The organism is Mesorhizobium sp. B264B1B (genome assembly GCF_020165765.1).
Lineage (GTDB): Bacteria > Pseudomonadota > Alphaproteobacteria > Rhizobiales > Rhizobiaceae > Mesorhizobium.
The window spans coordinates 146,021-168,286 of the sequence record NZ_JAIUIS010000004.1 but is presented as its reverse complement, the minus strand read 5'-3'; the positions used below and the strand labels follow the sequence as shown (position 1 = coordinate 168,286).

At 63.0% G+C, this 22,266-nt stretch carries 21 protein-coding genes; 10 read left to right on the top strand and 11 right to left on the bottom strand.

What is annotated here, in order from left to right:
• Positions 1-14: 14 nt before the first annotated feature.
• Genes LB547_RS10055 through LB547_RS10040 form a run of 4 tightly spaced genes read right to left on the bottom strand, consistent with a single transcriptional unit; the run spans position 15 to position 3,491 of the window.
• On the bottom strand, positions 15-578 hold the full coding sequence (locus tag LB547_RS10055; RefSeq protein ID WP_140517387.1) for a peroxidase-related enzyme: 564 nt from the start codon (positions 576-578) through the stop codon (positions 15-17).
• Entirely contained in the window at positions 575-1,057 is a 483-nt protein-coding gene (locus LB547_RS10050) for a CMD domain-containing protein (RefSeq protein WP_140517385.1), read from the bottom strand. Before LB547_RS10050 ends, LB547_RS10055 begins: the two co-directional genes overlap by 4 nt.
• The gene (locus tag LB547_RS10045) at positions 1,054-2,523 is read right to left on the bottom strand and encodes an NAD(P)-binding domain-containing protein (RefSeq protein ID WP_140728376.1); all 1,470 of its coding nucleotides are present in this window, start codon (positions 2,521-2,523) and stop codon (positions 1,054-1,056) included. The genes LB547_RS10050 and LB547_RS10045 overlap by 4 nt, the downstream gene beginning before the upstream one ends.
• Positions 2,520-3,491, bottom strand: coding sequence for a LysR family transcriptional regulator (locus LB547_RS10040; protein ID WP_140499328.1), 972 nt, complete (start codon positions 3,489-3,491; stop codon positions 2,520-2,522). The genes LB547_RS10045 and LB547_RS10040 overlap by 4 nt, the downstream gene beginning before the upstream one ends.
• A gap of 242 nt (positions 3,492-3,733) precedes the next feature.
• Here LB547_RS10040 and LB547_RS10035 point away from each other — a divergent pair, with 242 nt between their 5' ends.
• The 3 genes from LB547_RS10035 (at position 3,734) to LB547_RS10025 (ending at position 6,644) form a co-directional block, all read left to right on the top strand.
• Entirely contained in the window at positions 3,734-4,804 is a 1,071-nt protein-coding gene (locus tag LB547_RS10035) for an NAD/NADP-dependent octopine/nopaline dehydrogenase family protein (protein ID WP_140499326.1), read from the top strand.
• A gap of 219 nt (positions 4,805-5,023) precedes the next feature.
• Positions 5,024-5,305, top strand: coding sequence for a metal-sensing transcriptional repressor (locus tag LB547_RS10030; protein ID WP_140499324.1), 282 nt, complete (start codon positions 5,024-5,026; stop codon positions 5,303-5,305).
• Positions 5,306-5,315: 10 nt separating this feature from the next.
• On the top strand, positions 5,316-6,644 hold the full coding sequence (locus LB547_RS10025) for a cation diffusion facilitator family transporter (RefSeq protein ID WP_140584262.1): 1,329 nt from the start codon (positions 5,316-5,318) through the stop codon (positions 6,642-6,644).
• Between the two features lie 226 nt (positions 6,645-6,870).
• Here LB547_RS10025 and LB547_RS10020 read toward each other — a convergent pair whose 3' ends face one another.
• Positions 6,871-7,308: an Lrp/AsnC family transcriptional regulator gene (locus LB547_RS10020; protein ID WP_140552091.1), complete on the bottom strand. Its 438-nt coding sequence runs from the start codon at positions 7,306-7,308 to the stop codon at positions 6,871-6,873.
• Positions 7,309-7,434: 126 nt separating this feature from the next.
• Between LB547_RS10020 and rocF the strand changes: the two genes are divergently transcribed.
• The gene (gene rocF, locus LB547_RS10015) at positions 7,435-8,355 is read left to right on the top strand and encodes an arginase (protein ID WP_140663506.1); all 921 of its coding nucleotides are present in this window, start codon (positions 7,435-7,437) and stop codon (positions 8,353-8,355) included.
• A 3-nt stretch (positions 8,356-8,358) separates the two neighbouring features.
• Positions 8,359-9,426 carry an ornithine cyclodeaminase gene (locus tag LB547_RS10010; protein ID WP_140759563.1) on the top strand — a complete coding sequence of 356 codons (1,068 nt, stop codon included), beginning with the start codon at positions 8,359-8,361 and terminating at the stop codon, positions 9,424-9,426.
• Positions 9,427-9,625: 199 nt separating this feature from the next.
• Here LB547_RS10010 and LB547_RS10005 read toward each other — a convergent pair whose 3' ends face one another.
• Genes LB547_RS10005 through LB547_RS09995 form a run of 3 tightly spaced genes read right to left on the bottom strand, consistent with a single transcriptional unit; the run spans position 9,626 to position 13,178 of the window.
• Positions 9,626-10,441, bottom strand: a complete 816-nt coding sequence (locus LB547_RS10005) for an alpha/beta hydrolase (protein ID WP_140759566.1) — start codon at positions 10,439-10,441, stop codon at positions 9,626-9,628.
• Between the two features lie 11 nt (positions 10,442-10,452).
• Positions 10,453-11,940 carry an NAD-dependent succinate-semialdehyde dehydrogenase gene (locus LB547_RS10000; RefSeq protein ID WP_140686150.1) on the bottom strand — a complete coding sequence of 496 codons (1,488 nt, stop codon included), beginning with the start codon at positions 11,938-11,940 and terminating at the stop codon, positions 10,453-10,455.
• A 14-nt stretch (positions 11,941-11,954) separates the two neighbouring features.
• A complete protein-coding gene (locus LB547_RS09995) occupies positions 11,955-13,178 on the bottom strand; it encodes an iron-containing alcohol dehydrogenase (protein ID WP_140499298.1) in 1,224 nt (407 codons plus the stop codon).
• Between the two features lie 209 nt (positions 13,179-13,387).
• On the opposite strand from LB547_RS09995, the gene LB547_RS09990 reads away from it, so the two are divergent.
• The 5 genes from LB547_RS09990 to LB547_RS09970 all read left to right on the top strand — a co-directional run bounded on the left by LB547_RS09990 (position 13,388) and on the right by LB547_RS09970 (position 18,327).
• Complete coding sequence (locus LB547_RS09990; protein WP_140499296.1) at positions 13,388-14,086, top strand: GntR family transcriptional regulator; 699 nt, start codon at positions 13,388-13,390, stop codon at positions 14,084-14,086.
• 6 nt (positions 14,087-14,092) lie between these two features.
• Positions 14,093-15,670, top strand: coding sequence for a sugar ABC transporter ATP-binding protein (locus tag LB547_RS09985; RefSeq protein WP_140759570.1), 1,578 nt, complete (start codon positions 14,093-14,095; stop codon positions 15,668-15,670).
• Between the two features lie 17 nt (positions 15,671-15,687).
• Complete coding sequence (locus LB547_RS09980; RefSeq protein ID WP_140499447.1) at positions 15,688-16,659, top strand: ABC transporter permease; 972 nt, start codon at positions 15,688-15,690, stop codon at positions 16,657-16,659.
• 57 nt (positions 16,660-16,716) lie between these two features.
• A complete protein-coding gene (locus tag LB547_RS09975; protein WP_140499292.1) occupies positions 16,717-17,667 on the top strand; it encodes a substrate-binding domain-containing protein in 951 nt (316 codons plus the stop codon).
• Between the two features lie 66 nt (positions 17,668-17,733).
• Positions 17,734-18,327, top strand: a complete 594-nt coding sequence (locus LB547_RS09970) for a DJ-1/PfpI family protein (RefSeq protein ID WP_140499290.1) — start codon at positions 17,734-17,736, stop codon at positions 18,325-18,327.
• A 216-nt stretch (positions 18,328-18,543) separates the two neighbouring features.
• Here the strand turns inward: LB547_RS09970 and LB547_RS09965 are convergent, their stop codons facing one another.
• From LB547_RS09965 to LB547_RS09955, 3 genes are read right to left on the bottom strand one after another with little or no spacing between them, the layout of a single operon-like run.
• On the bottom strand, positions 18,544-19,050 hold the full coding sequence (locus LB547_RS09965; RefSeq protein ID WP_224655845.1) for a sarcosine oxidase subunit gamma: 507 nt from the start codon (positions 19,048-19,050) through the stop codon (positions 18,544-18,546).
• Positions 19,043-21,991: a sarcosine oxidase subunit alpha family protein gene (locus LB547_RS09960; RefSeq protein ID WP_318013604.1), complete on the bottom strand. Its 2,949-nt coding sequence runs from the start codon at positions 21,989-21,991 to the stop codon at positions 19,043-19,045. Before LB547_RS09960 ends, LB547_RS09965 begins: the two co-directional genes overlap by 8 nt.
• Entirely contained in the window at positions 21,988-22,254 is a 267-nt protein-coding gene (locus tag LB547_RS09955) for a sarcosine oxidase subunit delta (RefSeq protein ID WP_140521354.1), read from the bottom strand. Before LB547_RS09955 ends, LB547_RS09960 begins: the two co-directional genes overlap by 4 nt.
• Between the last annotated feature and the right edge of the window lie 12 nt (positions 22,255-22,266).

Genomic DNA, 22,266 nt, shown 5'->3' with positions numbered 1-22,266 from the left:
CGGATGCAACGTCATCACCCGCTCTCCGCATGGCCCAGGACATGCATCAGCCGGTTTGCCCAGCCGAAGATCGCTATGGCGTGGACGAGGTCGATGATCTCGGCATCATTCATGCCGACTGATCGCAGCGAGGCGACGTCGTCTGCCGTCGCTTCCGACGGCGCCGCCGACAGGCGGCGGGCAAAGTTGTAGATTGCCGCATCGCGCGACCCGAGCTTTTCAGGTTTGTCGAGATACAGCGCGGTGACCACTTCATCGCTCTTGGTCAGCTCTGCATGCCGGCGGGCGTGAACAACGGCACAGAATTTGCAGCCATTGACGATCGAGGCACCCAATGCGCCAAGCTCGCGGTCGGGACGGGCAAGCCCGCCCTCGACGTACATGATCGCGTTGAACAACACCGTGCGGGCAAGATAGCTCTCGGGATCATGCACAAGGGTGCGCACATATTCCGAAACTTTCTTGGCCGACGGCGTAACCTTCATCGCTTCGAGCTGTTCCGGCGTTGCCTCCGATAGCTCGACCGGTGCGATATAGGGATGCCAATTCAGCGGCTTCAGGCGCACCGAGGAAATCATGCCCGCCTCATCAATCGCAAGCCGGTTGCGACCCGAGTCTGGAAGTTGATGAAGGCAATCAATTCGGAGAGCGCAACGATCTGGGGATTGTTCAATCCGGCTTGGGCGAGCAGAGCAATGTGGCTCGCCTCCGCCTTTTTCGGCGTCAGGGTGATCAGGTCAACATGTCGGGCGATGGTCGCCAGGGGTTCATTCAAACCCGTTTCCCCCCAGGCCAAGGACAGAAGCTGCTCCGTGGGACCAAGCTGAGCCAGTTGCACGTCATATTCGGCCATCAGGACAGGATCGGCGTTCAGAGCTGCCATGCGACGGGCCAGAGCGACCCGCAAATTCGGCGCCAGCCCCTGATCGTTTGCCGGCTGCAGGACGGAGAGGCGACATTCCTCAGCCCCTCGCACGAATTCGGGCCGAAACCGCCGTGCAGCGAAAAGGGCATCGTCCGGTGAAAGACCCGCAGCCTTGTCCATTGCGTCGATCACAGTGCGGCCTCCTTATGCAACAAGGGTGTTGAATCGACCCATTCGTCGCCCAGAAGCTCCGGGGTGTCATAGGCGATCAGATTGGCGAAGTGGGTTTCGACGTCTTCGGCGAACAGCGACGCGGCAATGCCGCGGACCAGACGGTCGGCACCGGCGCTGACGGCCGGGATATCGCCGGAGACCTTACCATGGGTCAGCATGGCGGCGTCGTTGAAGCAGTGGACATGCGCCAGCATCGGGCAGGAACCGGGGACGCGCTCGCGGAATTCGAAGGCGGGGCCGAGATCCGGTGCCTCCAACATGCCTGCGCGCGGCGGCCCCATGTCCGGCGTATATCGACCATCCGACCAGGTGCGAATGTGTGGGGCGAGGGCAGCGAATTCCGGGCGACCACTGAAGTCATTTGAAAAGCCGGTCGCAGCGATCATGAAATCGTAGCGCATCGGTCCTTGCGTGGTTTCGACCAGAAGGCCTCCGGCATCTTCCTTTACCGCGACCACGCCGCAGTCGAGAAAGAAGCGGGCATTCGCATGACGAGACACGCGAAGCGTCGATGAACGCGGCGGCGGCGTCTGGGTCGAGGCGGTGTAGTCGAAGAATCTCCACTTCCAGGCGTCAGGCAAATGATACATGCCGAGGATGACACCCTGGCTGCCGATCCCGGTCAGCTTGTTGATGCGCGGCATTTCCTTGCGCCGGATCAACATGTCGACTGAACCGGCGCCCGCCTCGAGCGCCGTCGCGGCATTGTCCATCGAAGAGGCACCGGCGCCGATAACCGCCACACGCTTGCCCTTCAGTGCATCGAAATCGATATCGTCGGCAGAATGGGCCCAATAGGAGCGATCGATGCCCCTGAGGAAATCGGGCACGGCAAAACCGCCGAGACCGGACCGACCGGTGGCTAGAACGAGGCGACGGGTGAGAACCCGGCCGGTTTCCGCGCCCTCGACATCGATCGCAATCAGATCGCCAACGGCTGCAACGCCTGTCATGCGCACGCTGTTGCGCACTGGCAGACCAAGCACGTTCCGGTACCAGACCAGGTAGTCCATCCACTGGCCCTTGGGGATTTTGTCCAGCGACCGCCATGCCTCGACGCCCCATTGTGCCGTGAACCAGGCGCGGAATGTCAGTTGCGGCAGACCGAGCGACGGACCGTGCAGCGTTTTCGGCGACCGGAGCGTTTGCATGCGGGCAAACGTTATCCATGGCCCTTCGAAGCCGGCCGGAGCCGCGTCATAGGCGACGACATTGGTTATCCCCGTCAGCACCAGCTTTGCGGTGGCAGCAAGTCCGCACATGCCGGCGCCGATCACCACGACGTCACGGACCGGCACCCCATCGCGCGAGCGCGCGGGGACCCATGGCTTGGCGGGTAGTTCGAGGACATCGAGATCCTGAGCAAGTTGTGCTTCGAGCGCGGCAAGACCTCTCGGGGGGAGCGAACTGGGGGTGTGCTTCATATTCCCGTTCCGTGATTTGTGCCGGAGGCGGGGTCGGCCACCAATTGCCCGGCCAGGGTCGGATCGAGTTTCTTGAAGCCGACGATCGACCGTTCAGCCACCGCCTCGACCGCATCCACCAACGCCTGCGCGACTGGACGAAGGGGGCGTTTTTCGCCAGCCACAACACCCCAATAAAAGAGGACGGTTACATCGATCGGGCGAATGACGACCCCAGGCAAGCCCACGCCATAGGCGGTGAGGGGATCGATGACAGCCGCAACACCGGTCCGGCGTACGATCTGCAACGCGCCATAGGCGGTATTCGTGCGGATTACTGGCCCGGTGTCGATGCCCCTGGCCGCCAGTGCCTTGGAGACATGCAACTGGAAACGCAGCGGGTTGAGCAACGTGGCGACGCGGCGGCCGGCAAAAGCGGAAAGCGGTATGACATCTAGTTCGGCCAGCGGATCATCCTCCCGCACGGCAGCAACATCAGGCGCCGAATAGAGCCGCAGGACATCCAGACCGGGCGTATCGAGCGGCAGGCTTGAAAACCCGACCTCGGCACGTCCGCTGCGCACTTCCTGAGCGACGGTCGAGGGAAGGAACTGCCCGAGATGCGTCTCGTGCGGAAGCTCGGCACCTTGGAGTTCAGCCAAGGCCGTGGGGATCAAGCCGGTGCCGATCGCGGAGGTGGTGACGATCTGCAGGATTCGCCCTCTGCCGGCGGCGATCATCTTGGCCCGCGCTGCGAGTTCGGTGAAGGACATCAGCAGGCGTCGTGCTTCCTCCTCGAACGCGACTCCTTCTTCAGACAACTGCACCCGTCGACCGATCCGATGCAGCAATTCGAAGCCAAGTTCGGCCTCGAGCTCCTGAATGGTGCGCGTCACCGCAGGCTGGGAACGCCCGAGCATGTCAGCCGCCCTGGTGATACTGCCGCTGGCAGCAACCGCAAGGAAGGTCTGAAGGTCCCGGGTTTCCATGTTTCTCCTACATGCGTAATCCGTATGATTGACATCGTCTCATTCGTTTTTGATATATGTCAAGCGGAAACGAATGTTCGTTACGGGCTTTGTGCATATGCCGGCCTCAGCGCCAGAATCCGGGTCGGAGGCGGACAGGGACGTCAGACGCGGCTCCAGCTTGCGAAGCCTCCTGAAGAAAAGAATTCAGGTGACGGCGGCAAGGATTCTCGAACCACAAAGCCTGCGACAGGAGGAATATTATGCGCGTGAGTATTCTGGGCGCCGGAGCAATTGCTTATGGCCTTGCCGCCTATTTGGCAGGATCGGGGCATTCGCCAATGCTTTGGTCACCGTCGGGGCAGCGCACCAAGGGGTTGGCTACCGGCGAATTGTTGAAAGCGACGGGGGACATCGCGGCGACGGTACCGGTGCGCATCGCCAAGGATTGCAAGGATGCCATCGCCAACGCGGACGTGGTGGTGATTGCACTTCCGGCTTACGGCCACAGGATGGTGATGGATGCTGCCGCCCCCCATCTGATCGATGGAATCCCGGTCATCATCAGTTCGCATTGTTCGTTCGGGGCACTGTATCTCTCCAGGCGGTTGGCGGAGCGCAAGGTCAGCTTGCCGATCGTCCTGTGGGGCACAACACTGTTGACCGGGCGGCAACTCGGGCCAACCGAGGTCCATGTCACCACCATTCGCCAGAAGCTTGATGTCGCGACGCTGCCTTTCAAAGCTCAGGATGAAGGATACGGATTTTGCACGAGCCTATTTGGTGATCGTTTTGTCAAGCGCGACGGCATGCTCGCGATCGCGCTCAGCAACCTCAATCCGCAAAACCACTTGGGAATTGCCCTCCTCAACTTGACACGCATGGAAAAAGCCGAGCAATGGAGCCAGGGGGGAAACGTCACCCCTGCCGCTGGCCGCCTTATCGAGGCTCTGGATGCCGAACGGCTAGCCATCGCGGCCCATTTTGGTATCGCGGTTCGCACCGTCCAGGAGCATTTTTCATTGTCGTTTCATGTTCCGAAGGGAACCGTTTCGGAGATGAACCAGGAGATGGATCGTCAAGGCCGTGGCGGCTTTGGTCCGACAACAATCGAAAGCCGCTACATTCTCGAGGATGTTCCGTTTGGACTGCTGCCGACCGTATTGTTGGGTAAGATCACCGAGAAACCGGCGACGCTCCACGAGTCTGGAGTTTCGATATTATCGGCGGCTTACGGTCGCGATCTCAAGGGAGATAACGATATTCTTCCCGCGCTCGGCCTCGAGGGAATAGCAAAGGCGGATCTTGAAAACCTTTGCCGCACGGGGTTTTGAGTGCGCCCGCAGCCGATACGGCATGATCACATTTAGGGGCGCCGCGCTACGTCATCGCGTCGGTGCATTTTAACAGTGGTGCGCAGCGTCAGGGCGATGTCGCTGGCGCCGCGATCGCCAGAACCAGCCATGCAACCGTCGAAAGTAGCGTTCGGGACGCCGCGGGGAATCGAGCATCCTGAATTGACAATATCCCCTCCGGGGGGATAGCACTTCAGAATGAAAGAGCGTCCCCACATTCACGAGACCCATCCCGACATCGTCAAACGGCTGAAGCGGGCCGACGGTCATCTGAGGGGCGTTATTGAGATGATCGAAGCAGGCCGGCCTTGCCTTGACATTGCCCAGCAGCTTCATGCCGTCGAAAGGGCTGTTTCCCAGGCCAAGAAGACGCTCATCCAGGATCACCTAAACCACTGCCTGGAAGATGTCGTGGGGCCGCTGCCGCGTGAGCAGCGCCGCTCGATCGATGAATTCAAGGACATCACCAAATACTTGTGAGACACGCTCCATGATGGACGGCATTCGCGGCTGGTTCGGCTTCGGCCCGGCAGCTCAAGGCTTCGGCGGGCATGGCCATGACCATGGCGAGGGCGGACACGGCCACACGCATGGCGTGGTCGATCCCACAATCGCGACGACCACACGCGGCATCTGGGCGATCAAATGGTCGTTCGTGCTGCTAGCCCTCACAGCGGTGCTGCAACTGGTCATCGTATTCCTCTCGGGCAGCGTGGCGCTGCTTGCCGACACCATCCACAATGTCGGCGACGCGGTCACCGCCATCCCGCTGTGGATCGCCTTCATGCTGGCGCGGCGCAAGCCCAGCAAGACCTTCACCTACGGCCTTGGCCGGGTCGAGGACCTGGCCGGCATCATCATCGTCCTGATTATCCTCTTCAGTGCCATCGTCGCCGGCTATGAGGCGATCGACAGGTTGATCCATCCCCAAGCCATCAGCTTCCTCGGCTGGGTTGCCGCCGCCGGCCTCGTCGGTTTCCTGGGCAATGAGGCTGTCGCGGTATTCCGCATCCGCGTCGGCCGCGAGATAAACAGCGCGGCCCTGATCGCCGACGGCTATCACGCCCGCACCGATGGCTTCACCAGCCTTGCGGTGGTGCTTGGCGCGGCCGGCGTCTGGCTAGGCTTCCCGCTCGCGGACCCGATCATCGGCCTTTTGATCACTGTGGCTATCCTCGCCATCGTCTGGCAGTCCTCAAAGGCGGTGCTGACACGCATGCTGGATGGCGTCGAGCCGGGCATCGTCGAGGAAATCCATCATGCGGCTGAACATGTGAGGGGCATCCAACGGGTCGCCCAGGTGCGGGCGCGCTGGATCGGCCACAGGCTGCATGCGGATATCGCCATCAAGGTGGCCGAGACAGCGAGCGCAAAGGATGTGGTCGGCATCGCGGAGGCTTTGAGAGGGGAGCTGTTCGACCACCTGCCGGCGCTCTCGGAGGCGAACATCCGTCTGGAAGGCGAAGGCGGATCCGTGGCGGGCGGTTCGGCCCACGCCGATCATGCGCCGGAGCCTTTCAAGGTCGTCAGCGACCTGGCAACGGGAACGCTCGAAATCGTCGATACGCCCGCTGGCGAGCGCTTGCGTCTCACCATCGACAGCCATGCCGACGATCTGGGGGCGACCGTGATCATCGACCGGTCCGAAGGTCCCGAGACGCTTTCGCTCGGGCCTGTCGCCGGCAATCACCACCGCCGTGAAAGCAGCGTCGCCCCCGCCGAGCCGCACGAGTTCGAGGCGAGGCTGATCCTGACCTCTAAGGGCAAGCAACAGGTCCTGCCGTTCAAGATGGTTGAGCCGGAAGGCCACCAACACTAGGACGGGGCAGACTTGCGCGACTTGACGCGTTCGCTCAATCGGTGTCGCGTGACGCGGGTCGATGACAGATCTCGCCGCTCACGCAGCTCTGTTCTTCTCAGCAAGGTCCGCCCCCGCTGGAGGTTGCCACAGGTTGGCCAAGTCCGAGCTCATTTAGGGTTGCGCCGCACAACGGTGCAGGAGCAGCACTGCCGGTTTGGCCAGCTAGGCTATTCGCAGACAGCGATCAAAGCCGCGCCTTGGTGCTCCGGGGTGTCGCCAACAACAGGCTGGTCTCGCTGCCGGTGATGCCGGGGATCAGGCGGATGCGCCGCAGCACGGCGTCGAATTCGGTCAGTGTCTGTGTCCCCAGTTCTATCACCAGGTCCCAGCGGCCGTTGGTGGTATGGATCGTCGAAACCTCCGAGAAGCCGCCAAGAGCGCGGATCACACGATCGGCGGCATGCCCTTCGATTTCCACCATCATGATGCCGCGTACACGCTGGTCGACGGCATCGGCTCGCAGGATGACGGTATAACCGATGATCGCACCGGCTTTTTCAAGACGCTCCATACGGGACCTGACCGTTGCCCGCGAGACGCCGACATCCATGGCAAGGTCCGAGATGCTGCGCCGCGCGTCATGCCGCAAAAGCGTGATGAGCTGTTCGTCAAGCTGATCCATGGCTCAGAATGCAACCAAATCATTCCATTTTGATAGCCCATTTCGATAAATATGCCAATTTGATATGTTCATTCTGCCAGCTGTCCGCGCTCCAATGATGCCTAGAAAACGCGCGGGGAAATACGGATGCATTGTACGATCGTCGGGGCACCGATCCAGGTCGGCTCGGGCCGGATGGGTTGCGAGATGGGGCCTAGTGCGCTGCGTACCGCAGGCCTGGCGGCCGCGCTCACTGAACTCGGGCATACGTTGGCCGATCTTGGCACCGTCGCCTCCGCCGACCTGCGCCCGATCAGCCACGGCAATGCCGCCTTGAAGGCGCTGCCGGAAATCGTCGCATGGACGGCGGCGATTACCGAGGCGGCCTATGCAGCCAGCGCCGGCGCCATGCCGATCTTCCTTGGTGGCGACCACAGCATTTCCGCGGGCACGCTGGCCGGTATCGCCCGCCGGGCGGCGGAAGCCGGCCGCCCGCTCTTCGTGCTGTGGCTCGACGCACATCCTGATTTTCACACGCTCGACACCACGACCAGCGGGAATTTGCATGGCGTGCCGCTGGCTTATGCCAGCGGGCAACCCGGCTTCGAAGGCTACTTCCCCAGCCTGGCGACTTGCGTGGATCCGGCCCGTATCTGCACGTTGGGCATCCGCAGCGTCGATCCGGCGGAGCGCGAAGCGCTACGCAAGGCGGGCGTCACCGTGCACGACATGCGGATGATTGACGAATACGGCATGGCCCCGCTGCTTCGCGCCTTTCTCGAGCGGGTCAGTGCCGAAAACGGCATGCTGCATGTCAGCCTCGATGTCGATTTTCTCGACCCTTCGATCGCGCCTGCCGTGGGCACCACCGTGCCGGGCGGCGCCACCTTCCGCGAGGCTCATCTGGTGATGGAGATGTTGCACGACAGCCATCTCGTCACCAGCCTCGACCTGGTCGAGCTCAATCCCGCACTCGACGAACGCAACCGCACCGCAACCCTTCTCGTGGACCTGACCGCGAGCCTGATGGGCCGGCGGATCATGGACCGTCCCACACGGAGTTATTGAACTGTGACCCCCCATCTGAACATCGTGCCCTTCGTCAGCGTCGATCACATGATGAAGCTGGTTCTTGCCGTCGGCATCGATCGCTTTCTCATCGATCTCGCTGCCTATATCGAAGAGGATTTCCGACGCTGGGAATTGTTCGACAAGACCCCGCGCATCGCATCGCACAGCATCGACGGCGTCATCGAACTGATGCCTACGAGCGACGGACAGCTCTACGGCTTCAAGTATGTCAACGGTCATCCAAAAAACACGCGCGACGGGCGCCAGACCGTGACGGCGTTCGGCGTGATGGCCGATGTCGGCAATGGCTATCCGATGCTGCTTTCGGAAATGACCATCCTGACCGCGTTGCGCACGGCGGCGACGTCGGCCGTCGCGGCCAAATACCTTGCTCCCAATGCGGCGGACTGCATGGCAATCATCGGCAATGGCGCCCAGTCGGAATTCCAGGCCATCGCCTTCAAGGCCCTGCTCGGCATCGACAGGCTTCGCCTCTATGACATCGATCGGTCGGCATCCTTGAAGTGCGCGAAAAACCTTGCGGGGTTCGATTTCGACATCGCGATCTGCGCTTCGGCGCAGGAGGCGGTGGAAGGGGCTCACATCATCACGACGGTCACCGCCGACAAACGCTCCGCGACCATCCTGACGGACAACATGGTCGGATCGGGCGTGCACATAAATGCCGTCGGCGGCGATTGCCCCGGCAAGACGGAATTGCATCGCGATATTCTGCTGCGCTCCGACATATTCGTCGAATACCCGCCGCAGTCGCGCATCGAGGGTGAAGTCCAGCAACTCGAGCCGGACCATCCCGTGACGGAGTTGTGGCAAGTGATGACCGGCAAGGCCGCCGGCCGCCGGGATGCCAGCCAGATCACCTTGTTCGATTCCGTCGGCTTTGCGATCGAGGACTTTTCCGCGCTGCGCTACGTCCGCGACCAGCTTCAGCGCACCGGCCTCTACGAGGAGCTCGATCTGCTGGCGGACCCGGATGAGCCACGCGACCTCTTCGGCATGCTGCTGCGCGCCGACAAGGCCGCCCAGATCACGGCCGTATCCGGCTGAGTTTTCGCAGAAAGCCTGCTGCGGATGTTTGTCTCGCAACCGAGGCGGCGCCGAGCATCCGGCTTCAAGATCGAGCAAGTCGACGACAACAAAATGCCCGCCCGAGGGCGGAATGTAATCTGCATGGGATCGGAGGGCGGGAGCTGCGCAACGCGCGGCGGCTGAATATCCCTGGCTAAAGTCGCCGACGCCAATGGCCTCAGCCGGAAACCAGGTTTGTCAGCATGGTTGCCGCCTCGGTGCCGGCCAAGCCCAGGTCGCGAACGCTGCTCATGTGATTGGTTGCAGGAAGGGTGGTCTGCGAGACCTGTAGTCCCTGCTCCTTCAGATGCCGCGCAAACACCTCGGCCTGCCTGTGGAATGGCGGCGTTTCGTCGGCGCCGACAGCGATCTCGACCGACACTGACGGATCGAAACGGCGGGTGAGCGGCGAGAACCTGGCTGCATCCTCGTCCGTGATCGCGATCTCGGCGGCAAGGAAGGAGGTCTGAAGCGGCTTCAGGTCGTAGAGCCCGCCAAGCAGCAACGCGCCTTTGATTGTCGATGTCCGGCCGTCGTCATTGAAAAGCATCGTCGCAAGTTGGGCGCCGGCTGAATGTCCGCTCACGGTCAGGCGCTCGGTATCGCCGCCGTGATCGCCGATATGGTCGAGCACCCAGCTTTTGGCGCGCCGCACCTGGTCGACGATCGTGGCCATCCTCACAGCCGGCATCAGCGCATAATCGACGATGACCGCGATTGCGCCGGCGCGCGTCACCGTCTCGGCGACATAGGAATAGTCGCGCTTGGAGAACATGCGCCAGTAGCCGCCATGGATGAACATATGGACCGGCAGGCGGTCGCGCTTGCCCTCCGGAAAGAACAGGTCGATGGTCTCGGTGGCATCCGCTCCATAGGCGATATCGGCAACCATCGGCATGGTTGCCCGCACCTCCGTGCTGCGACGAACGATCTCGGCGACGATGTCGTCGAACTCGGCGACGTGATCGCGGATGCGGAAAGGATCATTCTGCATGGGGTGCCCGTTCACATGGTCACGGCGATGTACTTCGCCTCCATGAACTCGGCAATGCCGTGCTTCTGTCCGCCTTCGCGGCCAAGGCCGCTCTGCTTGACGCCGCCGAAAGGTGCCGCCGGATCCGACATCAGGCCGCGATTGAGCGCGACCATGCCCGTTTCGATCTTCGATGCCACGTGCATGCCCCTGGCCAGATCACGCGTGTAGATGTAGGCGGCAAGGCCGTATTCCGTGTCGTTGGCGCGCGCGATGACTTCGTCCTCGTTCTCGAAGCGGCTGATCGGGGCCACCGGACCGAATATCTCCTCCTGCGCCATCTCGGCATTGGCGGGCACGTCCCGAAGGACGGTCGGCGGATAGAAATAGCCCTTGTCGTCGGCGACCGCGCCGCCGCACAGGATCCTGGCCCCACGGGCGACCGCGTCCTTGACCAGCCGATCGATCTTGTCGACGGCCTTCCTGGTAATCAACGGACCGCATTCGGTGTCCGGGTCGGTGCCTGAACCGAGCTTGAGCGCGGCCATGCGTTGGCGCAGACCTTCGGCAAACGCGTCATGGATGCCGGCCTGCGCGTAGATGCGGTTGGCTGCCGTGCAGGCCTCGCCGGCGTTTCGCATCTTGGCGACCATCGCGCCGTCGAGGGCCGCGTCCAGATCGGCGTCATCGAAGACGATGAACGGGGCGTTGCCGCCGAGTTCCATCGAGCATGAGATGACGTGCTTGGCGGCTTCGGCCAGCAGAACACGACCCACGCCGGTCGAACCGGTGAAGGATAGCTTCCGGACGCGCGGGTCGGCGAGCATGGCGGAGGTCACTGGTCCGGGGTTCGAAGTGGTGAGCACATTGACGACGCCGGGAGGCACACCCGCCTCCTCGTACAGCGCGGCGAGCGCGTAGGCGGTCAGGGGCGTCTCGCTGGCGGGCTTCAGAATGACGGTGCAGCCGGCGGCCAGCGCCGGCGCGATCTTGCGTGTCGCCATGGCGGCGGGGAAATTCCAGGGCGTTATGAGCACGCAGATGCCGATCGGATGATAATCAACGACGATCCGGTTGGCGCCTGACGGCGCCAGGCCGAACTCGCCGCTGATGCGCACCGCTTCCTCGGCATTCCAGCGGAAGAATTCAGCCGCATAGGCGACCTCGCCGCGCGCGTCCCGCAGCGCCTTGCCGTTCTCCAGCGAGATCAGCGCCGCCAGCGTATCGGACCGTTCGACCATCAATTCGAAACAACGCCGCAGTATTTCCGAACGCTTGCGCGGCGCGGTTGCGCGCCAGCCTGCCGCCGCCTTCGCAGCCGCCTCGACGGCAGCGGCGGCATCGGCAATCGTGGCGTCCGGGACAGCCGCAATCACGGCCTCCGTGGAAGGATCGATCACCTCAATGAGACGACCGTCGGAAGACGGTCGCCAGTGTCCGTCGATATAGAGGCCGTGCGAGAATGTGGTGTAGTCGAACATGTCCGGATCTTCGTTGAGTTGCCCTTGGGGTACGTTCATCTCATCATCTCTGGTCAGACTGAGCTTGCGGCCATGTCGCCGTCATAGGCGGCCCTCACCAGCCGCCGCATCGCGGCGATGTCGAAAGGACGAGGGTTGTTCTTGATCAGCCGATCGATGCCGAGCGCCTGCTCGGCGGTCCAGTCGATCTTGTCGTGTGGAAGACCCAGATCGGCCAGCGTGCGGGTGATGCCGATCGCCGCGAACAGCCGGGCCACCTCATCGATGGTGGCGCGCGCGGTCGCCTCGGCGCTCTTTGTCTCCGTCACCCCCAGAGCGGCGCCGACCGCCGCTATTTCGTCGGTCGCGGCGGGCAGATTGTAGCTCATCACGTAGGGAAGCATCGTCGCCACGCCCAATCCGTGCGGCGTGTGGGTAAGCGCGCCGACGGGATATTGCACGGCGTGGGCAGCCGCCGTTCCGGCCGTGCCGAAAGCGCAGCCGGCCGCCAGCGCTCCCATCATGACATCGGCGCGTGCGTCTTCGTCCGAGCCGTCCCTGTACGCCTTTTCGAGACTGCGGCCCAGGAGCTGGATGGCCAGCAGCGCGAAATGATCGGTCAGGGCGCTCTTGCCGACGAAGACATGCCGCTGCGGCAAGTGCGGATCGGCGCCGCGTTTGGCGGACGTAAAGGCTTCGATCGCGTGGGTGAGCGCGTCGGCTCCGGCAATTGCCGTGAGGGAGGGCGGGCATGTCGAGGTGAGTTCCGGATCGCAGAGCGCGACCGCGGCAATGAGATGGGGACTGGAAATGCCGACCTTAAGCGTCCGCTCCGGATCGGAGATCACCGCCACCGGCGTCACTTCCGAACCGGTGCCGGCGGTGGTCGGGACCGCGATTACCGGAAGCGTGGGGCCGGGCACCTTGAACTCCCCGTAGTAGTCCTGAAGCGACCCGCCGTGACTGATCAGCAGCGCGGCGCTTTTGGCCATGTCCAGGCAACTGCCGCCACCGATCCCGATCACCATGTCCGGCTTGAAGTCCTTCGCATGGGCGGCACAGACGGCAACGCTGTCACGAGGGACATCCGGGAGGATGCGATCGTACACGAGCGTTTCGATCGAGCCTGCTCTCAGTGCCGCGCTGATCTGCGCGAACATTGGCGTCCCGGCGAAACGCTCATCCGTGCAGATGAATGCGCGCCGGCCATATCTGGCGGCAATATCAGGCAGCGCGTGGCGCTGGCCTTTGCCGAAAAGAATCTCATGCGGCAACCGGGCTGCTGCAAATAGCGTCATGAAGTGTGTCCTTCGAATATGGATTGGGGAGCGGGGGATCGGAGATCACCGCTTGCCCAGCGTGCGTGGCGTGGTTCGGGCAAGGCACGGGCCAGAGTCGTCGTCGAGTTTTCCTGCCTCACGAAATATCCTCTATAAAATCGTATAGGATATAGGATTGAATTGCGCGGAGCATCGTGTTAGAGGTCGCCCCTGTCAAGAGGCAAAACATGCAGAATCCAGACCTTACCGTCGACAATGACGCTCGGTTGACAGGCCGCATTCAGCGCGCCAACAGCCTGTCGGGCGACGTCTACGAGGCGATCTTCCAGCAGCTGATGTCGCTGAAGATAGCTCCGGGATCGCGGATCACCGTCGATAACCTCGTCAAGGAGTTCAACGTCTCGCATACGCCCATCCGCGAAGCTCTTGGGCGGCTGGAAGGCGAGGGCCTGGTGGTGAAAACCCATCTTATCGGGTACCGGGCCGCGCCCCAGATCACACGGCGCCGTTTCGACGAACTCTATGAACTGCGCCTGCTGCTCGAACCCGCAGCCGCCGCCAAGGCAGCCGCTGCGCTCGATGAAGCCCGGCTGATGATTTTGCAGGAGGCGGCTGGCGTGATGGCCAGGCGGGTGGGCAAGGACGAACGCCTGCGTTATTCGAACTTCGCCCGCCAGGATGCCATCTTCCACGACAAGGTCATGGAGTTCGCGCAGAACGAGCTCATCCGCGAAACGCTGAACCACCAGCACACCCACTTCCACATTTTCCGCCTGATGTATCACTCGCGGGTCACCGAGGAGGCGCTCGACGAGCACGAAGCCATCCTCGCCGCTTTCGCGGCCAGCGATCCGGTTGCCGCCGAAAAGGCCATGCGCGTGCACATAGAGAATTCGCGGGACAGGCTCCTGCCTGCATTCGAGTAGGCCGCGATGCCAGTTGCCACTCGCATCGACGGAAGCGTCACCGCTTTGCCGCCGGAGCCCACACCGGCTGTGGCTCCGGTGCTACGCGCGGAAGGGCTTTGCAAACAATACGGCCCGGTGACCGTGTTGTCGGACATCACGCTGGATATTTTTCCTGGCGAGATCCATGCCGTCATCGGCGAGAATGGCGCCGGCAAGTCGACGTTCATGCGCTTGCTTTCCGGTTACATCGAGCCAACCGCCGGCAGCCTGTCCATGGCCGGTGACCGCGTGAGTTTCAGGACACCTCACCAGGCGCAGGCGGCCGGCATCGCGCTGGTGCATCAGGAAATCCTCCTGGCCGAAGCGCTCACGGTGACTGACAATCTCTTTCTCGGCCGCGAGCTCTCCAGGCGCGGAATCGTCGATGATGGCGCCATGCGCCGCATAGCGGCCGCGAAACTGGCCGAGATCGGTTGCGAGGTGTCGCCGACCGCGCTGGTCCGGGACATTTCGCTGGCGGATCGCCAGCTCGTGCAAATCGCCCGCGCGTTGCTCGACGACCACAGGGTCGTCATCTTCGACGAGCCAACAGCGGTGCTGACCGGTGGGGAGGTCGAGCGTTTGCTCGCCATCATCTTCGGGCTCAGGGCGCGGGGCATCGCGGTTCTCTACATCAGCCATCGCCTCGACGAGGTGCAGCGGCTGGCGGACAAGGTCACGGTCCTGCGCGACGGCAAGATGATCGGCACCTATCCCGGCCATGCGTTGAGCCAGGCCGACATGGCGCAGCTTATGGTCGGGCGCGAACTCGCCGCGCTTTATCCTCACAAGCGCGAGGTCCAGACGAGCCGGCCCATGCTGACCGTCAGAAACGCGACTGTTCCGGGTTATGCACGGGACGTGTCCTTTACCGTTCACAAAGGCGAGATTCTTGGCTTCGCCGGAATGATCGGGGCGGGGCGAACCGAGTTGTTCGAAGGCATTGTGGGGCTTAGGCCGGCGACGGCTACGATCGAGCTCAACGGTTCGCCGATACAGATACATTCACAGCGCGAGGCCATAGAGGCGGGCATCGGCTATCTGACGGAAGATCGCAAGGGCAAGGGCCTGCTTTTGCAGGAGCGGCTGGCGCCGAACCTGACCCTCTCGTCGCTTGGCCTTCTGCATCCGGGACTTCTGGTTCTGCGCGGCCGCGAATCCGAGGCGCTCGCGCGGGCCGTCTCCAGCTACGACATCCGGGTGAAGAGCCGCAACGCCAGGGCAGGGCAGCTTTCGGGCGGAAACCAGCAGAAACTTCTGCTGGCCAAGGTGCTCCTGACCAATCCTTCGGTCGTGATCATCGATGAGCCGACGCGCGGGATCGACATCGCCAACAAGGCGCAGATCTACGCCTTCATCCAGGAACTCGTGGGCCAAGGCAAAGCCTGCATCGTCATCTCGTCGGAGATGCAGGAACTGGTCGGCATCTGCGACCGCGTCCTGGTCATGCGCGAAGGCAGGATCAGCGGCGAGGTCTCGGGCGAAACGATGATCGAAAGCAACATCGCGCTGCTGGCGACCAGTGACAAAGGCCATGGCACGGCCCAAGGAGGAAGACAGTGACGGCGCTTACCCATTCCATGTCTGCCCGAAGCGACAGGCAGCACCATTTCTCGTGGACGGATGCCGGCCCTTTCCTCGCATTGTTCGCACTGCTGGTGGCGGGATTCCTCATCAATCCGGATTTTCTTTCCGCGACAAACCTAGGCAACGTGATCACGCGCAGCGCTTATGTCGCCATCATAGCCGTCGGCGCCACATTCGTGATCTCATCAGGCGGGCTCGACCTTTCGGTCGGCTCGATGGTCGCCTTCATCGCCGGCGTCACGATCATGTTCATGAACATGATGGCCCCCAGCCTCGGCCTTTGGGCCATCCCGGCAGGCATGGTGATAGCAGTCGTCGCGGGGCTTCTATGCGGCCTCGCGAACGGTCTCATCGTCACGGTCGGAAGGATCGAGCCGTTCATCGCCACGCTCGGCACAATGGGTATCTTCCGCGCACTGATCACCTATATGACCGATGGCGGCACGATCCCGATCGATCGCTCGCTGCGGGACGCGTACCGGCCGGTCTATTTCGGCGCCGTCGCGGGCATTCCGGTGCCGATCCTTCTGTCGGCGCTCGTTGCGGTGGTCGGCGCATTTGTCCTCTACAAGACCAAATATGGCCGCAAATGCGCGGCGGTGGGCGCGAACGAGGACGTCGCCCGCTATTCGGGCATCTCGGTCGTCAAGACGCGCACCATTGCCTATGTCATCCAGGGTGCATGCGTGGCGGTCGCCGCCATCTGTTACGTGCCTCGTCTGGGAGCCGCCACCCCGACCACCGGACAGCTTTGGGAGCTGCAGGTGATAACGGCCGTTGTCATTGGCGGAACGGCGCTGCGGGGCGGCAAGGGCCGCATCTGGGGCACCATCGCCGGTGCGGTGATCCTGGAACTGATCGCCAACCTGATGGTGTTGTCGGATTTCGTTTCCGAATACCTCGTCGCCGCGGTGCAGGGCGTCATCATCATCATCGCCATGCTCGTGCAAAGATTTTCGAAATAGCTCGTCTTCGGACCGGACGGGCGCCTGTTGTGTGGTCCATATCTCTGGGAGGTATTTATGTTTAGCAGGAAATGGGTTGCCGTTGCGGCAGTCGGCGCACTGATGGTGGCCGGCCAGGCGCTTGCAGCCGACAAGAAGGTGGTCGCGGTGTCGATCCCGGCGGCGGATCATGGCTGGACGGCCGGCATCGTCTATCACGCGCAGGCCGCCGCAAAGGAAATCAACGCGGCCTTCCCGGATGTCGAAGTCGTCGTGAAGACGTCGCCCTCGGCGGCCGACCAGGTAAGCGCGCTGGAGGATCTGTCGGCCAGCCGCAAGCTGGATGCGCTGGTGATACTGCCCTACACCTCCGAGGAACTGACCCAGCCGGTGAAAGCCATCAAGGAGATGGGTACGTTCATCACCGTCGTCGACAGGGGATTGACCGACCCTTCCATTCAGGACCTGTATCTTGCCGGCGACAACATCGCGGTTGGCACCAATACGGCGAAGTTCATGATCGACAAACTGGGCGGCAAAGGTGACGTCGTCGTGCTGCGCGGCATTCCCACCGTCATCGACGACGAGCGCATCAAGGGCTTCGAGGATACCATCAAGGGCACCGGCCTGAAGGTGCTCGACATGCAGTATGCCCACTGGAACAGCGACGAGGCCTTCAAGCTCATGCAGGATTACCTGGCCAAGCACCCGCACATCGATGCGGTCTGGGCCAATGACGACGACATGCTTCTCGGTGTGCTCGAGGCCGTCAAGCAGTCCGGCCGAACCGATATCAAGCTAGCGCTCGGCGGCAACGGCATGAAGGACATCGTGAAGAAGGTGATAGACGGGGATGCGATGACACCGGTCGAGACGCCGTATCCGCCGGCGATGATCAAGACCGCTATCTACATGACCGTGGCCAACTTGATCGGTCAGGCTCCGGTTCGCGGTGCCGTCAAACTCGACGCCCCGCTCATAACCCAGGCCAACGCCAAGGAATATTACTTCCCCGACTCCCCATTCTGAGGCCCGCATCCGAATGAGGCAAGGCGCGTGATGCGCCTTGCATGCCAACAACAGAGAGGAAGAGCTATGCCAGGCAAGAAGATATTGATGCTGACCGGTGAGTTCACCGAGGAATACGAGATTTTCGTTTACCAGCAAGCGATGGAAGCCGTTGGTCACACGGTCCATGTCGTCTGCCCCGACAAGAATGCGGGCGACCTGATCAAGACCTCGCTGCACGATTTCGAAGGGGACCAGACCTACACCGAAAAGCTCGGGCACTACGCGCTGATCAACAAGACGTTCTCGGATGCGGAAAAGCAGCTCGACCAGTACCACGCGGTCTACTGCGCGGGCGGACGCGGACCGGAATACATCCGCACCGACAAGCGGGTGCAGACGATCGTTCGACACTTTCACGAGACCAAGAAGCCGATCTTCACGATCTGCCATGGCGTGCAGATCCTGATCGCGGTCGACGGTGTCGTGCGCGGCAAGAAGGTTGGTGCGCTGGGCGCTTGCGAGCCGGAAGTCACTCTCGCGGGCGGAACTTATATCGACCTCTCGCCGACGGAAGCCTATGTCGATGGCACGATGGTGTCGGCCAAGGGATGGACGGCGCTGGCCGCCTTTATCCGCGAGTGCCTGAAGGTGCTCGGCACGGAAATCCGCCACAACTGAGCCACGAACCAGGTGGAGGCCGGCGCGCTGCCGTGGCGTGTCGGCCTCCACAGTGATACCGAGGCCTTCGCCGATGCGGACGACTGTATCGACCGTCGTGCAAAAGGTATGCGCGCGGTGCGTCCTGCCCGTTAGCGGCCGCTGCGCCGGACAGGTCCAGCTTTTTCCTTACGCAATCGCGAGCGGAAAACGTTACGCACTTTTCCCGGGATTGCTTTAACGCGCGGCGGCAATCCAGTCGGCAAGGCTGATGGCGAAGCTTCGCGGCACGATCAGGTCGCAGCTGCTCTCGCCCGTTCGCAGATAGAGCGCCGGCACGTGATGGATGGACGTCTGTACGGCACGGCCGGGGGCCGAAGCGGCGGACGACCAGTCGACCGGCATGCAGGCAGAGAGAATGTCCTGAAGACGCGCACCCTCCATCCTGAACCGCACCCGGCCTTCACCAAGCAGAACCGAGCAGCCCAATTCCGGATCGATCGCAATGGCGGGCGGTTCCGCGCCTGTCTCGACGATCAGCCAAAGACGGCGGGGCGCGATCCTGACGATGAGGGCGCCAGCGTGCCGAACCGTCTCGCCGACGCTGGCAGGAAGCCTCGCGCCCAAGGCCTGCGAGACGCTCGTTTCGAATCTTGCCAGTGTTCCGTCCCAGCCCTCGATCTGAATGATCGGGCAATCGGAGGCCCACAGGTTGAAGTCCTTCGACAGCACAGGTTCAACCATGCATGCGCTCTCCCTTGGGGTCTAGGAAGACAGAAGGCACGACGCGGGCGCGAACCGTCTCTGTCCGCATCGGGTAGACCGCGATGACCTCGTCTCCTTCGGCCGCGGCATTGCCCGCGAACAGCGCCAGTCCGACATAGTGGCCGAGTTCCGGGCTGAAGGTAACCGAGGTGATCCGACCGCGCCCGTGGCCGGTGACGGCATCGCCAGGCAGGAACACTATGGCGCCTCCGCGCAGCCGCTTGCCGTCCTCGATGCATTCCAGCCCGATGAGGCGCTGGCGGTCGGGTGCCTGAAAGGCCGGACGACGACGCAGGACGTCGCCGACGAATCCGCCGCGTTTGCCGGCCATGCGCCCGAGGCCGAGATCGTCGAGCGTGGTGCGGCCATCGATCTCGGGCCCGGCGACGTGGCCCTTTTCGACGCGCAGCGCACCAAGCGCCTCGACGCCATAAGGTTTGAGGCCGAACGGCGCGCCTGCTTCGATGAGACGGCTCCAGGCCTGTTCGCCGGCGCTGGCGCCGACATAGATCTCGTAGGCGCGCTCGCCGGAATAGCTGAGGCGGATAACGCGCAGGGCCCGTCCGTCGAACCCGGCTTCGATGACGCCCATATGCGGCAGCGTCTCGTTGGAGACATCGAGCGTGGGAAAGGCGGCGGCAAGGACATCGCGGCTTCGTGGCCCGGCGATCGACATCGCCGCCCACTCGTCGCTTACCGAAGAGACCGCGACACGCAAATCCGGCCAGGCGGTGTCGAGCAGGAATTCCAGCCGCGACAGGACATCGGCGGCCCTGGCGGTAGAGGTGGTCATGAAGAAGCGATTTTGCGACAAGCGCGTGGTGGTGCCGTCGTCGAAGACGACGCCGTCGTCGCGCAGCATGACGCCGTAGCGCGCGCGGCCAACGGGAAGCTTGGCGAAACCGTTGGCGTAGACACGGTCGAGGAATATGGCCGCGTCCGGCCCCTGCACGTCGATCTTGCCGAGGGTGGAAATGTCCATCAGCCCGGCGCCGCCGCGCACGATCCGCATCTCCGCGACATAGGCTTCATTCACGTCGCGTCCGGCATCGCGATAGAAATACGGACGCATCCAGAGACCGACCTCGAGCATCTCGGCACCGTTTGCCAGGTGCCAGTCGTGCATCGGCGTGCGACGGACCGGCTTAAAGTGATGACCGACGGCGCGACCGGCCAGCGCGCCGATCGCGACCGCCGCGTAGGGCGGGCGAAAGGTCGTGGTTCCGGTTTGCGCAATCGTTGCCCGGCGCAGCGCCGCCATGGCCGAAAGTGCTGCGAAATTGCTGGTTTTGCCCTGGTCGGTCCCCATGCCGAGCGTGGTGTAGCGCTTCAGGTGTTCGACCGATTCATAGCCCTCGCGATGGGCGAGCTCGATGTCCTTGGTGGTTACATCCATCTGTAGATCGACGAAGGCCTTGCCGCGCCCAGCGGAAGAGATCGCACGAAAGGGAGCGGCCGGGGCCCCTTCGAGATCGAGTTCATCCGGCGCCGGCATGGCCGCCGGTTTTCCACAGAAGCATGCCGCTTCGACGCCGGCGCGGTGGCCGTCCTCGATCGCGTCGGCGGTCGAGAAGCGCCCCATTACCGCGCCGGCGCCGAACTGGCCTGCCGGAAAGCCGCCCGGAACGAAGCCGTCGATGTCGTCGCGATAGACGGGCCTGACGCCAAGATGCGAGGTGAGATGCACCGTCGGCGACCAGCCGTCGGAGACGCAGACGAAATCGCAGGCGATTTCCGATTTGGCGCTCGGGCCGGCAAGCCGTACGGCCTTCACCGCATGGCTGCCGCGCAGATCGGCGATCCGGGTTCCGGAGCGGATCTCTACGTTCAGGCGTCCGGCTTCCGCCGCCAGACCGGCGGGCGGAGCGCCGCGCTGATCCGCGACCGTCACCTGCGCGCCGGCGGCGGCGAGGTCGAAAGCAGCGCGATAGGCACCGTCGTTCATCGTGGCCACGAGGATATTCTTCCCCGGCAGCACGGCGAAGCGGTTGAGATAGGTCCGGGCGGCGGACGCCAGCATGATGCCTGGCCGGTCGTTGTTGGAGAACACCAGCGGCCGTTCGATAGCACCGGCGGCAAAGATGATCGAGCCGGCGCGAAGCACGGTGAAAACCTGCCGCGCAGCGCCTTGCGCGACCTGGCCGTCATGCCGCTCGATCAGCCCCAGCGTGTTGCCGTCATAGGTGCCGAAGGCCATCGTCTTGCGCATCAGGGTGACGTTGGGCTGGCCTGCAAGCTCCGCCTCGATCTTTGTCAGCCAGGCTGCCGCCTTGCCATCGGTGCGCTCGGCAAGAAGCTGGCCACCGAGCAGAAAGTCCTGTTCGACGAGGACGACCCTGGCGCCGCTGGCTGCCGCGGCGCGCGCCGCCGACAGGCCGGCAGGGCCGCCGCCGACGACTGCAACATCGGCAAATGCATGCCGGGTCTCGTAACGGTCGGGATCGGGTTCGGTGCCGGCCCGGCCCAATCCCGCGGCTTTACGGATGAAATGCTCGTAGAACATCCAGGCGCGGCGGGTCGGACCCATGAAGGTCTTGTAGTAGAAGCCGGCGGAAAGAAGGGGCGCAAACAGGCCGTTGACGCTCTGCACGTCGAAGGCAAGGGACGGCCAGCGATTCTGGCTTTCGGCAGTCATACCTTCAGCCAGTTCCAGTGTCGTGGCCGGAAGGTTCGGTTCGCGCCGTCCACCGCTTCCGAGCGTAACCAGCGCGTTGGGTTCTTCCGGGCCGGCCGAGAAGATGCCGCGCGGCCGATGGTATTTGAAGCTGCGGCCTGTCAGCATGAGCCGATTGGCAAGCAGCGCGGAAGCAAGCGTATCGCCTCGATAGCCGCCCAGCTCGCGGCCGTCGAATGTGAAGCGGAGCGGCTGCGTGCGGTCGATGCGGCCGCCGGCGGCCAGACGATTTCCAATCATTTTCATGCTGGCATGTTCCTGGTGAAGCCGACCGATGCGATAGCGTGGTTCCTCGTGTCGCGCTCGATGACCAGCCATTGCCGGCAGCCGGTCACATGCTGCCAGAATTCCCGGTGCAGCCCCGCCGGGTTCTTGCGCACATAGACATAGCGGTACCACGCCTCCGGATCGGGATCGTCATGCGCCGGACGCACCGCGGAAGCGTCGCCGCCATAGCGGAACTCGTCATGGTCGCGCGGGCCGCAGCATGGGCAGTCGATGCGAAGCATTTCTCTCGTTCT

Excerpts from the sequence above, each read along its gene's own strand:
- LB547_RS10055 (WP_140517387.1), bottom strand. The coding sequence starts at position 578 with ATGATTTCCTCGGTGCGCCTGAAGCCGCTGAATTGGCATCCCTATATC.
- LB547_RS10045 (WP_140728376.1), bottom strand. The coding sequence starts at position 2,523 with ATGAAGCACACCCCCAGTTCGCTCCCCCCGAGAGGTCTTGCCGCGCTC.
- LB547_RS10040 (WP_140499328.1), bottom strand. The coding sequence starts at position 3,491 with ATGGAAACCCGGGACCTTCAGACCTTCCTTGCGGTTGCTGCCAGCGGC.
- LB547_RS10035 (WP_140499326.1), top strand. The coding sequence starts at position 3,734 with ATGCGCGTGAGTATTCTGGGCGCCGGAGCAATTGCTTATGGCCTTGCC.
- LB547_RS10030 (WP_140499324.1), top strand. The coding sequence starts at position 5,024 with ATGAAAGAGCGTCCCCACATTCACGAGACCCATCCCGACATCGTCAAA.
- LB547_RS10025 (WP_140584262.1), top strand. The coding sequence starts at position 5,316 with ATGATGGACGGCATTCGCGGCTGGTTCGGCTTCGGCCCGGCAGCTCAA.
- LB547_RS10020 (WP_140552091.1), bottom strand. The coding sequence starts at position 7,308 with ATGGATCAGCTTGACGAACAGCTCATCACGCTTTTGCGGCATGACGCG.
- rocF (WP_140663506.1), top strand. The coding sequence starts at position 7,435 with ATGCATTGTACGATCGTCGGGGCACCGATCCAGGTCGGCTCGGGCCGG.
- LB547_RS10005 (WP_140759566.1), bottom strand. The coding sequence starts at position 10,441 with ATGCAGAATGATCCTTTCCGCATCCGCGATCACGTCGCCGAGTTCGAC.
- LB547_RS10000 (WP_140686150.1), bottom strand. The coding sequence starts at position 11,940 with ATGAACGTACCCCAAGGGCAACTCAACGAAGATCCGGACATGTTCGAC.
- LB547_RS09995 (WP_140499298.1), bottom strand. The coding sequence starts at position 13,178 with ATGACGCTATTTGCAGCAGCCCGGTTGCCGCATGAGATTCTTTTCGGC.
- LB547_RS09990 (WP_140499296.1), top strand. The coding sequence starts at position 13,388 with ATGCAGAATCCAGACCTTACCGTCGACAATGACGCTCGGTTGACAGGC.
- LB547_RS09985 (WP_140759570.1), top strand. The coding sequence starts at position 14,093 with ATGCCAGTTGCCACTCGCATCGACGGAAGCGTCACCGCTTTGCCGCCG.
- LB547_RS09980 (WP_140499447.1), top strand. The coding sequence starts at position 15,688 with ATGTCTGCCCGAAGCGACAGGCAGCACCATTTCTCGTGGACGGATGCC.
- LB547_RS09975 (WP_140499292.1), top strand. The coding sequence starts at position 16,717 with ATGTTTAGCAGGAAATGGGTTGCCGTTGCGGCAGTCGGCGCACTGATG.
- LB547_RS09970 (WP_140499290.1), top strand. The coding sequence starts at position 17,734 with ATGCCAGGCAAGAAGATATTGATGCTGACCGGTGAGTTCACCGAGGAA.
- LB547_RS09965 (WP_224655845.1), bottom strand. The coding sequence starts at position 19,050 with ATGGTTGAACCTGTGCTGTCGAAGGACTTCAACCTGTGGGCCTCCGAT.
- LB547_RS09960 (WP_318013604.1), bottom strand. The coding sequence starts at position 21,991 with ATGAAAATGATTGGAAATCGTCTGGCCGCCGGCGGCCGCATCGACCGC.
- LB547_RS09955 (WP_140521354.1), bottom strand. The coding sequence starts at position 22,254 with ATGCTTCGCATCGACTGCCCATGCTGCGGCCCGCGCGACCATGACGAG.